Origin of the sequence: Enterobacter sp. 50793107 (assembly GCF_001463365.1) — a bacterium.
In the GTDB taxonomy this organism is placed as follows: Bacteria; Pseudomonadota; Gammaproteobacteria; order Enterobacterales; family Enterobacteriaceae; genus Enterobacter; species Enterobacter cloacae.
In genome coordinates this window covers 103063-115069 of record NZ_LNII01000160.1, presented here as the reverse complement: position 1 = coordinate 115069, position 12007 = coordinate 103063, and the positions used below count along the sequence as shown (strand labels likewise).

Annotated in this window: 9 protein-coding genes and 1 tRNA gene; 1 reads left to right on the top strand and 9 read right to left on the bottom strand. The window is 53.2% G+C overall.

Annotated features, from left to right (window positions below; all coding sequences use genetic code 11):
* Positions 1-87: 87 nt before the first annotated feature.
* From nlpI to APU11_RS22095, 9 genes are all read right to left on the bottom strand, one after another.
* The gene (gene nlpI / locus APU11_RS22135; protein ID WP_013098912.1) at positions 88-972 is read right to left on the bottom strand and encodes a lipoprotein NlpI; all 885 of its coding nucleotides are present in this window, start codon (positions 970-972) and stop codon (positions 88-90) included.
* Positions 973-1080: 108 nt separating this feature from the next.
* The gene (pnp, locus tag APU11_RS22130; protein ID WP_013098913.1) at positions 1081-3219 is read right to left on the bottom strand and encodes a polyribonucleotide nucleotidyltransferase; all 2139 of its coding nucleotides are present in this window, start codon (positions 3217-3219) and stop codon (positions 1081-1083) included.
* A gap of 242 nt (positions 3220-3461) precedes the next feature.
* Positions 3462-3731, bottom strand: coding sequence for a 30S ribosomal protein S15 (gene rpsO, locus APU11_RS22125; RefSeq protein ID WP_013098914.1), 270 nt, complete (start codon positions 3729-3731; stop codon positions 3462-3464).
* A gap of 156 nt (positions 3732-3887) precedes the next feature.
* Positions 3888-4838, bottom strand: a complete 951-nt coding sequence (gene truB / locus APU11_RS22120) for a tRNA pseudouridine(55) synthase TruB (protein ID WP_038420696.1) — start codon at positions 4836-4838, stop codon at positions 3888-3890.
* The gene (gene rbfA, locus APU11_RS22115; protein WP_003024988.1) at positions 4838-5242 is read right to left on the bottom strand and encodes a 30S ribosome-binding factor RbfA; all 405 of its coding nucleotides are present in this window, start codon (positions 5240-5242) and stop codon (positions 4838-4840) included. The genes truB and rbfA overlap by 1 nt, the downstream gene beginning before the upstream one ends.
* A 102-nt stretch (positions 5243-5344) precedes the next feature.
* Entirely contained in the window at positions 5345-8035 is a 2691-nt protein-coding gene (infB, locus tag APU11_RS22110) for a translation initiation factor IF-2 (protein WP_013098916.1), read from the bottom strand.
* 24 nt (positions 8036-8059) lie between these two features.
* Complete coding sequence (gene nusA / locus APU11_RS22105) at positions 8060-9562, bottom strand: transcription termination factor NusA (protein ID WP_013098917.1); 1503 nt, start codon at positions 9560-9562, stop codon at positions 8060-8062.
* A 28-nt stretch (positions 9563-9590) separates the two neighbouring features.
* Complete coding sequence (gene rimP, locus APU11_RS22100) at positions 9591-10043, bottom strand: ribosome maturation factor RimP (protein ID WP_014833432.1); 453 nt, start codon at positions 10041-10043, stop codon at positions 9591-9593.
* A 207-nt stretch (positions 10044-10250) separates the two neighbouring features.
* A tRNA-Met gene (locus tag APU11_RS22095) sits at positions 10251-10327 on the bottom strand.
* Positions 10328-10613: 286 nt separating this feature from the next.
* Between APU11_RS22095 and argG the strand changes: the two genes are divergently transcribed.
* Entirely contained in the window at positions 10614-11960 is a 1347-nt protein-coding gene (gene argG / locus APU11_RS22090) for an argininosuccinate synthase (RefSeq protein ID WP_029883387.1), read from the top strand.
* The last annotated feature ends 47 nt before the right edge of the window (positions 11961-12007 follow it).

Sequence of the window (12007 nt, the reverse complement as noted above, 5' to 3'; positions counted from 1 at the left end):
AATTAGGTGTATTGACGAACAACAACGCCCTCACCAGTGAAGGTGATGGCAATCAAAAAGATTACGGGCTGATGTTTATGTCGTCAGCTATTGCTGGTCCGATTCTGCCAGGTCATCTTGCTCCTGGCCCAAGAGCGATAATTCCAACAATGCATAACGGTGCTCAACGAAGTTGTGTACGTTGTTAGCAACCGCTAATTTGAACAGTGCCGTAGCGCTGTCCTTATCCCCCAGACTTAGGTAGTACTTACCTAAATAGAAGTTGGTTTCACTGAGATGCTCAGCGAGCGAGGTGTTATCCGTTGCGTCCGCCTTGAGACGTTCCATCAGCGTTGCTTCGCTAATGTTGCCCAGGTAGAACTCGACAATGTTCCATCCCCACTGTTCCTTGTCCGATTTGTCGAAGCGCTGTTTCAGTGCCTCTTTTGCCTGCTTCTCATCGAGCTTCTGCTCAACGATGTAAAGCCACAGGCTACGGAAAGGATCATTAGGATCGTCTTGATAAAACGCCAGCAGATCATCTTGCGCTAACTTATCACGACCGCCGTAATACAATGCGATACCGCGATTCAAGTGCGCGTAGTTGTAAGTTGGATCAAGCTCAAGTACAGAATCAAACGCTTCATAGGCAGCATCAAAATTGCCTGCCTGCGTTAAATAAATGCCTAAGTAATTGAATACTTCAGGCATATCAGGTCGGATAGCCAGCGCTTGTGAGAAATCATTTCGCGCTAATGCCCTCAGACCGAGACTATCATACAACACTCCGCGCTCATATAAAAGCTGTGCGCGTTCGTCATCGGTTAAAGCCCGACTGGCAAGAATTTGTTCCATGCGTGCCAGAATCACTTCCTGCTGCAAAGTCGGTTGCAATGGCACTGCGAGGACTTCGCTCTTACGCCAGGCAGAGTTGCTGCATCCTGCCAGCGTTAAAGCTGTCGCAACGAAACACCAGCGCAAAAAAGGCTTCATTTCCCACTCCCGAAGACAACTATTGGATGAACGTCCTGTCCCCCGGCGGCTTAACAAGGCGTCCTGCCTGATAATGGCCCTCCGCGATGCGGAGGGCAAATGGCAACCTTACTCGCCTTGCTGTTCTGCTGCCGGTGCTTCTGGCGCAGCAGCTGGCTGAGACTGCTCGGTTGCTTCTTTAATGCTCAGACGGATACGGCCCTGGCGGTCAACTTCCAGAACTTTAACCGGTACTTCCTGACCCATCTGCAGGTAATCGGTCACTTTCTCAACGCGCTTGTCAGCGATTTGAGAGATGTGTACCAGACCTTCTTTACCGCCACCGATGGCAACGAACGCGCCAAAGTCAACGATACGGGTCACTTTACCATTGTAGATACGGCCCACTTCGATTTCTGCAGTGATTTCTTCGATGCGACGAATCGCGAATTTCGCTTTTTCGCCGTCGGTCGCTGCGATCTTCACCGTACCGTCATCTTCGATTTCAATGGTGGTGCCGGTCTCTTCGGTCAGCGCACGGATCACGGAACCGCCCTTACCGATAACATCTTTGATCTTGTCTGGATTGATCTTGATGGTGTGAATACGCGGAGCGAATTCGGAGATATCACCGCGTGGCGCGTTGATAGCCTGTTCCATCACGCCCAGGATGTGCAGACGCGCACCTTTAGCCTGGTTCAGAGCAACCTGCATGATCTCTTTGGTGATACCTTCAATTTTGATATCCATCTGCAGTGCAGAGATACCGTCGCGGGAACCCGCCACTTTGAAGTCCATATCGCCCAGGTGGTCTTCGTCGCCCAGAATGTCAGACAGAACAACAAAGTTGTCGCCCTCTTTCACCAGACCCATTGCGATACCCGCAACGGCGGCTTTGATTGGCACGCCTGCATCCATCAGCGCCAGAGAGGCACCACACACGGAAGCCATGGAAGAAGAACCGTTGGATTCGGTGATTTCAGAAACCACACGAACGGTGTACGGGAATTTGTCTGCGTCTGGCATCACTGCCAGCACGCCGCGTTTCGCCAGACGACCGTGACCAATTTCACGACGCTTAGGCGAACCCACCATACCGGTTTCCCCTACGGAGTACGGAGGGAAGTTATAGTGGAACAGGAAGCTGTCAGTGCGCTCGCCCATCAGCTCGTCGATGATCTGTGCGTCACGTGCAGTACCCAGGGTCGCGGTAACCAGCGCCTGCGTTTCGCCACGGGTGAACAGCGCAGAACCGTGAGTACGTGGCAGTACGCCAGTACGCACGTCCAGACCACGGATCATGTCTTTTTCACGGCCATCGATACGCGGCTCGCCAGCCAGTACGCGGCTACGAACAACGTTTTTCTCGATTGCGTGCAGAATTTCGCTCAGCTCGTTAGCGTCCAGCGTTTCGTCTTCAGCAACCAGCGTGGCGATGGTTTCGTCTTTGATCACGTCAACCTGAGCATAACGCTCCTGCTTGTCGGTGATACGGTATGCATCGCTCAGACGCGCTTCAGCCAGTGCAGCAACGCGTGCGTTCAGCGCGTCGTTAGCGGCTTCAGGCTGCCAGTCCCAACGCGGTTTACCGGCTTCTTTCACCAGCTCGTTGATGTTCTGGATAACAACCTGCTGTTGGTCGTGGCCGAAGACCACAGCGCCCAGCATCTGGTCTTCGCTCAGCAGCTCTGCTTCAGACTCAACCATCAGAACGGCGGCTTCCGTACCGGCAACAACCAGGTCCAGCTTACTTTCTTTCAGCTCTTCCTGAGTCGGGTTCAGCACGTACTGGTCGTTGATGTAACCAACGCGCGCAGCACCGATAGGACCATTGAATGGAATACCGGACAGAGACAGCGCAGCGGAGGCACCAATCATCGCAACGATATCCGGGTTAACCTGTGGGTTAACGGAAACCACGGTCGCGATAACCTGCACTTCGTTTACGAAGCCTTCCGGGAACAGCGGACGAACCGGGCGGTCAATCAGACGCGCGATCAGGGTTTCGCCTTCGCTTGGGCGGCCTTCACGACGGAAGAAGCCACCCGGGATTTTACCGGCAGCGTAAGTACGCTCCTGGTAGTTAACGGTCAGTGGGAAGAAGTCCTGACCTGGTTTAGCTTTTTTCTGGCCAACAACGGTCACGAATACCGCGGTGTCATCCATGCTTACCATAACGGCAGCAGTAGCCTGACGTGCCATCATGCCGGTTTCCAGCGTGACGGTATGCTGACCATACTGGAATTTACGAACGATCGGATTCAGCAAAATTCTGTCCTTTCTTAAATGTTTGACAGCACACCACCGGTGTGCTGACGATTTAACCCGACCTTCTTCGCATCCTCGCGACTAATGACAACCAACACCCCCATGGGTGAAGCCTCTCATTAGCCGCGCGAACCTCTGCAAGGAAGATCATTTATAGCAACAATACAATAGTTTCCAGTGAATTGCTGCGGTCCGGTTGAAAAAAGGGGCCATCAGGCCCCCTTTTCTGAAACTCGCAAGACTTAGCGACGCAGACCCAGACGCTCGATCAGCGCGGAGTAACGTGCAACATCTTTACGTTTCAGGTAGTCGAGCAGTTTACGACGCTGAGAAACCATACGCAGCAGACCACGACGGCTGTGGTGATCTTTTTTGTGCTCTGCAAAGTGACCCTGCAGGTGGTTAATCTGTGCAGTCAGCAGTGCAACCTGAACTTCGGTAGAACCGCTGTCGTTAGTACCACGACCAAACTCAGAAACGATTTTAGCTTTAGCTTCAACGCTTAGAGACATTTTCAAACTCCAAAGTATAAAGAATGTAAGGATGCCGATCTCTAATTCAGCAATCCCCGTATACGCCCCGCAAAATTGTTAAACAATTTGCCGGACGTTAAGCCGCGATATTCTACTCGCCTCACCGGTTTACCGCAAGGTGAGCTGATATCGCCGTCAGCCTTCGACCGGGTATTCCACCACCAGACGGCGGGGCGCAACGCGTCCTTCACCGTCCATTTCACCCATGCCGATAAACTTACTGTCATCCCCTTCGGTCACGCGTACCAGGCCTTCCAGCGGTGCATTCGTGGTCCGAACCGGGTTTCCGTTCTTAAAGTAAACGGACGATGTTAAAGGAAGATTAACAACCGGGAAGTCGGCCGCCGGGCTGTCCATCGGCATCAGCAGCGGGTCAAGCAAATCTGCCGCGGCAACACCCTGCGCTTGCGCCTGTTCAACCAGCGCGTGCAGATGCTCAAGGGTCACCATCCGCTCAACCGGATATTTACTGACTGCCAGGCGACGCAGGTAGATAACATGCGCACCGCAGCCCAGCTTCTCGCCCAGGTCATCGATAATGGTGCGAATATAGGTGCCTTTCGAACAGTGCACTTCCAGCTCCAGTTCGTCACCCTCGTGGCGAATAAAGAGCAGTTCATACACGGTGATCGGGCGGGCTTCACGCGGCACTTCAATACCCTGGCGCGCATATTCGTAGAGCTTTTTACCCTGATATTTCAGTGCAGAATACATCGACGGCACCTGCAGCGTATCGCCACGGAAGCTCTCCAGCGCCGCATCCAGTTGCTCTGCGCTAAACGTCACAGGACGCTCTTCCACCACCTGACCATCGGCATCGGAGGTGTCCGTGCGCTGGCCCAGCCTGGCGATAACGCGATAACGTTTATCGGAATCCAGCAGGTACTGAGAAAACTTTGTTGCCTCCCCCAGGCAGATGGGCAGCATGCCCGTCGCCAGGGGGTCCAGCGCGCCGGTATGGCCCGCACGGTTGGCATTATAAATACGCTTCACTTTTTGCAGCACGTCGTTGCTGGATGCGCCCTGGGGTTTATCCAGCAGCAGCACACCATGCACGTCGCGGCCACGACGACGAGGACGACTCATCAGTCCTCCTTGCTGTCGTCCGCCGGGTTAACACGACGTTCGTCGTCATGTTTCACCACGCTGGTCACCAGGTTGGACATACGCATACCTTCGACCAGGGAGTTGTCGTAGAAGAAGGTCAGCTCAGGCACGATACGCAGACGCATCGCTTTGCCGAGCAGAGAGCGGATGAAACCAGAGGCTTCCTGCAACGCTTTAATGCCATTTTTCACTGCTGCTTCGTCCTGATCGTTCAGGAACGTCACGAACACTTTGGCATACGCGAGGTCACGGGACATCTCCACGCCGGACACGGTGGTCATCATGCCCACACGCGGATCTTTAATTTCGCGTTGCAGAATGAGCGCGATCTCTTTCTGCATTTCCTGCGCTACGCGCTGCGGGCGACCAAATTCTTTCGCCATAATAAATTCTCCAGACAAAAAAGGGGCTAAAGCCCCTTTTTAAAATTATTGCCGGGTGGCACGAGGCGATCCCGGCCGACATATGGACCTATCCCAACAGGATTAGTCGATGCTGCGTTGGATCTCGATGATTTCGAACACTTCGATCATATCGCCAACGCGAACGTCGTTGTAGTTCTTCACGCCGATACCACATTCCATGCCGTTACGGACTTCGTTAACGTCATCTTTGAAGCGGCGCAGGGATTCCAGCTCGCCTTCGTAGATAACCACGTTGTCACGCAGTACGCGGATTGGGTTGTGACGCTTGATGGTACCTTCGGTAACCATACAGCCCGCGATCGCACCGAATTTCGGCGATTTGAACACATCGCGCACTTCAGCCAGACCGATGATCTGCTGTTTCAGCTCTGGAGACAGCATACCGCTCATCGCTGCTTTCACTTCGTCGATCAGGTTATAGATGACGGAGTAGTAACGCAGATCCAGGCTTTCTGCTTCGATCACGCGGCGAGCAGACGCATCAGCACGCACGTTGAAGCCAACCAGAATGGCGTTAGAGGCAGCCGCCAGGGTTGCGTCGGTTTCGGTGATACCACCTACGCCAGAACCGATGATCTTCACTTTAACTTCGTCAGTAGACAGTTTCAGCAAGGAGTCGGAAATCGCTTCCACAGAACCCTGAACGTCAGCTTTCAGTACGACGTTCACTTCGTGAACTTCGCCTTCAGCCATGTTCGCGAACATGTTCTCGAGTTTAGATTTCTGCTGACGAGCCAGTTTAACTTCACGGAATTTGCCCTGACGGTACAGTGCAACTTCACGCGCTTTCTTCTCGTCACGCACAACGGTCACTTCGTCACCGGCAGCCGGCACACCGGACAGACCGAGGATTTCCACTGGAATGGACGGACCTGCTTCCAGCACTTCCTGACCCAGTTCGTTACGCATCGCACGAACACGACCGTATTCGAAACCACACAGGACGATATCGCCTTTATGCAGTGTACCTTCGCGAACCAGAACGGTAGCCACCGGGCCACGGCCTTTATCCAGGAAGGATTCGATGACCGCGCCGCTCGCCATACCGTTACGGATCGCTTTCAGCTCCAGAACTTCAGCCTGCAGCAGGATCGCGTCCAGCAGCTCGTCGATACCAGTACCTGCTTTCGCAGACACGTGTACAAACTGGCTTTCACCGCCCCACTCTTCTGGCAGGATGCCGTACTGGGACAGTTCGTTTTTAACACGATCTGGATCCGCTTCTGGCTTATCGATTTTGTTCACTGCAACCACAACCGGCACACCCGCCGCTTTCGCGTGCTGGATAGCTTCGATGGTCTGTGGCATGACGCCATCGTCTGCAGCAACAACCAGAACAACGATATCTGTCGCCTGAGCACCACGAGCACGCATTGAGGTAAACGCGGCGTGGCCTGGGGTATCCAGGAAGGTGATCATACCGTTGTCGGTTTCTACGTGATATGCACCGATGTGCTGGGTAATACCACCCGCTTCACCGGAAGCCACTTTCGTAGAACGAATGTAGTCGAGCAGAGAGGTTTTACCGTGGTCAACGTGACCCATGATGGTCACAACTGGCGCACGCGGTTCTGCCGCAGCACCGGTATCACGGTCGCTCATTACTGCTTCTTCCAGCTCGTTTTCACGACGCAGGATAACTTTGTGGCCCATCTCTTCGGCAACCAGCTGTGCGGTTTCCTGGTCGATCACCTGGTTGATGGTCGCCATTGCGCCCAGTTTCATCATCGCTTTGATGACCTGAGAGCCTTTAACCGCCATTTTGTTCGCCAGATCGCCAACGGTGATGGTTTCGCCGATCACAACGTCACGGTTAACGGCCTGAGCTGGCTTCTGGAAGCCCTGCTGCAGGGAAGAACCTTTACGCTGTTTGCCGCCTTTACCGCCACGCACGGCTGCCCGCGCTTCTTCACGGTCAGCTTTAGACTCGGCGTGTTTGTTGCCTTTTTTCGCCGGACGCGCTGCTTTCGCATTGCGGCCACGACCACGACCGCCTTCTACTTCACGGTCGTTATCATCTTCAGCCTGACGCGCGTGCTGAGAAGTGGTCACGTGATAGTCGCTGGTATCTTCAGACTGCTCAGCGGTATCAATACCGTTCTTCTCGTTTTCTTCTGCCATACGGCGCGCTTCTTCAGCCACACGACGCGCTTCTTCTTCAAGCTTGCGGCGTGCTTCTTCTTCGGCTTTACGCTTCAGTTCGGCAGCTTCATTTTCACGACGGGCTTTTTCAGCCTGGGCGGTTTTGGTCATTTCGTCTGTCTGTTGATTGCTCACTTTGTCTTTTTCCGCAGCTTCACGCTTCACTTTTTCACTTGCGTCGCGTTTCGCTTTTTCTGCGGCCTCACGTTCAGCTTTTAATTCTGCCTCACGTTTGGCAGTTGCTTCTGCCTCACGCTGAGCTTGTTCTTCCGCTTCACGCTGTGCCTGCTCTTCCGCGGCAAGGCGCTCTGCCTCTTGCGGATCACGTTTTACAAAGGTGCGCGTCTTGCGGACTTCAATTTGTACCGATTTACTTTTGCCACCGGTACCTGGAATATTCAACGTGCTGCGCGTTTTGCGCTGCAGCGTCAGCTTGTCAGGCGCAGAGCCGTGTTCACGGTTGAGGTGCGCTAACAAGGTTTGTTTTTCGTTTGCCGTCACTGAGTCATCAGCGGTCTTCGGGATCCCTGCATCAGCAAATTGCTGTACCAGGCGGTCCACGGAGGTCTGAATCTCAGCAGCCAGCGATTTTACAGTTACATCAGTCATGCTGTTCCTTCCTGCTACAGTTTATTACGCTTCGTCGCCGAACCAGCAAATATTACGTGCGGCCATGATGAGTTCGCCGGCTTTCTCGTCGGTTAAACCTTCGATATCAGCCAGGTCATCAACGCCTTGCTCAGCGAGATCTTCCAGCGTACAAACACCACGGGCAGCCAGCTTGAACGCAATCGCACGATCAAGACCTTCCAGATTCAGCAGGTCATCAGCCGGCTTTTTATCGCCAAGGCTTTCTTCCTGAGCCAGTGCCAGGGTGGTCAGTGCGTTTTTAGCGCGTTCACGCAGGGCTTCAACGGTTGGTTCATCCAGACCGTCAATTTCCAGCAGCTCTTTCATTGGCACATAGGCCAGTTCTTCCAGCGTAGAGAAACCTTCTTCTACCAGAACCGTGGCGAACTCTTCGTCAATGTCCAGGTATTTCGTGAAGGTATCGATCGCCGCATGGGCTTCAGCCTGATGCTTGGCCTGCAGGTCATCAACGGTCATCACGTTGAGTTCCCAGCCGCTCAGCTGTGACGCCAGGCGTACGTTCTGACCGTTACGGCCGATTGCCTGCGCCAGGTTACCCGCTTCAACAGCGATATCCATGGTGTGTTTGTCTTCGTCAACAACGATAGACGCCACATCCGCCGGAGCCATTGCGTTGATCACGAACTGCGCCGGGTTGTCATCCCACAGAACGATATCGATACGTTCGCCGCCCAGCTCGGTAGAGACCGCCTGAACACGCGCACCACGCATACCGACGCAAGCACCGACCGGGTCGATACGCTTGTCGTTGGTTTTCACCGCAATTTTCGCACGGGAGCCCGGATCGCGAGCCGCCGCTTTAATTTCGATAACTTCTTCGCCGATTTCAGGCACTTCGATACGGAACAGTTCAACCAGCATTTCTGGTTTAGAACGGGTCACGAACAGCTGTGCACCACGCGCTTCAGGGCGAACGGCATACAGCACACCACGGATACGGTCGCCAGGGCGGAAGTTTTCACGCGGCAGCATGTCTTCACGGAGAATCACAGCTTCAGCGTTGCCCGGCATCCCTTCGGATTTGATCTCCAGAGAGATGTTGTCGCGGTTCACTTTCTTCACCACGCCAGTGATGATTTCGCCTTCCTGATCGCGGAACTGATCGACAACCAGCGCACGCTCGGCTTCGCGAACTTTCTGCACGATAACCTGTTTTGCGGTCTGGGTGGTGATACGGTCGAAGGTCACAGACTCAATCTGATCTTCAACATAGTCACCAACGTTCAGGCTTTCGTCTTCAAAACGCGCCGCTTCCAGGGTGATCTCTTTGGTTGGCTGGGTCACTTCTTCAACGATTACCCAACGACGGAATGTATCGAAGTCACCGCTTTTACGATCGATTTCTACGCGAACATCGATCTCTTGTTCGTATTTTTTCTTGGTTGCTGTAGCCAGTGCACTTTCCAGCGCTTCGAAAATCTTTTCACGCGGCAGTGATTTCTCGTTGGAGACGGCTTCAACAACAGCCAAAATTTCTTTGTTCATCGCGGGCTTTTCACCTCAATCCAGACTGTTAAAAGTGGGGAACCAGGTTCGCCTTCTGGATATTACTCAGCGCGAACACTTCATCTTTGCCTTCGACTGTTACCGTGATCATTTCACCATCAACGGCTTTGATAATTCCCTGCCATTTACGGCGGTTCTGTACGGCCATACGCAGAACGAGAGCCACTTCTTCACCGGTAAAGCGCACATAGTGCTCGGCCGTGAACATCGGGCGATCGAGGCCAGGTGAGGAAACTTCCAGGTTGTACGCAACGGTAATTGGGTCTTCAACATCAAGAACCGCACTCACCTGGTGGCTAACATCAGCACAATCATCAACATTGATGCCATCTTCACTATCAATATAGATGCGCAGCGTCGATGTGCGGCCGCGAACGAATTCGATGCCGACCAGTTCGTAGCCCAGTGCTTCGACCGGTGCAGTAATCATCTCTGTTAATTTTTGCTCTAATGTGGACAAGCCCACCCCCAAGACATAAAAAAAGGGCGTAAAGCCCAGTTATTCTGTAGTCAGATAACAAAAAACCCCGATAAATCGGGGCTTTAGATAACTGAACCCTATAGCCACAACTGTGGCCTGGAGCACTCTCCGAAAGAATTTTTTCAAATCCAGCTACGAAGGCTCTGAGTCTTCACAGTATATTTGAAAAATGACTTTATGGGAAAGTGGTTGCGGGGGCCGGATTTGAACCGACGACCTTCGGGTTATGAGCCCGACGAGCTACCAGGCTGCTCCACCCCGCGCCTGAAACGTGGCAAATTCTACGCGTTTTGGACAGAATTTGCAAATAATGCTGGGATTTGGTACCGAAGACGGGACGTAAAACCGGCGTTTAGTATATTGATAGTGAGCCCCATCTGTCAACTCAGTTTCCGCCAGGGCATACGGAGGGAAATTTTTACAAAAAACGCACGAGTCTCTTCCGGTCATCGACAAAAGATGATTAAATGAATACTCACTTATTTTGCATAAACATGCATCGAGAGCGAAAGCGGTCTCTAATCAGTCAATCACGCAGGGTTTTATTTTATGACGACGATTCTCAAGCATCTTCCGGTAGGACAACGTATTGGCATCGCTTTTTCAGGCGGCCTGGATACCAGCGCTGCACTGCTGTGGATGCGCCAAAAGGGAGCGGTTCCGTATGCATATACTGCGAACCTGGGTCAGCCGGATGAGGACGACTATGATGCCATTCCTCGTCGTGCTAAAGAGTATGGCGCAGAGAACGCACGTCTGATTGATTGTCGTAAGCAGCTGGTCGCCGAAGGTATTGCCGCTATCCAGTGTGGCGCGTTCCATAATACCACTGGCGGTCTGACCTATTTCAATACCACCCCACTGGGCCGTGCCGTGACCGGCACCATGCTGGTTGCCGCCATGAAAGAAGATGGCGTGAACATCTGGGGTGACGGCAGTACCTATAAAGGCAACGACATTGAACGTTTCTATCGTTATGGCCTGCTGACCAACGCCGAGCTGCAGATTTACAAACCGTGGCTGGACACCGATTTTATCGATGAGCTGGGCGGCCGTCATGAAATGTCTGAATTTATGATCGCCTGCGGCTTCGACTATAAAATGTCCGTCGAAAAAGCCTACTCCACTGACTCCAACATGCTGGGCGCAACGCACGAAGCAAAAGATCTGGAGTTCCTGAACTCCAGCGTGAAAATCGTTAACCCAATCATGGGCGTGAAATTCTGGGATGAAAGCGTCAAAATCCCGGCAGAAGAAGTGACCGTGCGTTTCGAGCGTGGCCACCCGGTTGCCCTGAACGGCAAGACCTTCTCTGATGATGTGGAACTGATGCTGGAAGCGAACCGCATCGGCGGTCGTCACGGCCTGGGTATGAGCGATCAGATCGAAAACCGTATCATCGAAGCGAAAAGCCGTGGCATCTATGAAGCCCCGGGGATGGCGCTGCTGCACATTGCCTATGAGCGTCTGCTGACCGGCATTCACAACGAAGATACCATCGAGCAATATCACTCCCATGGCCGTCAGTTGGGTAAACTGCTGTATCAGGGCCGCTGGTTCGATCCACAGGCACTGATGCTGCGTGATGCCCTGCAGCGTTGGGTGGCAAGCGCTATCACTGGCGAAGTCACTCTGGAACTGCGTCGCGGGAATGACTACTCCATTCTGAACACTGTGTCTGACAACCTGACCTACAAAGCAGAACGTCTGACCATGGAAAAAGGTGAATCCGTGTTCTCACCTGATGACCGTATCGGCCAGCTGACCATGCGTAATCTGGATATCACCGATACACGTGAGAAGCTGTTCAACTACGTTGAGAATGGCCTGCTGTCAGCCAGTTCCGGCAACGGCCTGCCGCAGGTTGAAAACCTGGAGCACAGCGATAAGAAGTAATCGAGAGAAGACATCCAAAAGGCGCCCAACAGGCGCCTTTTTTGTAG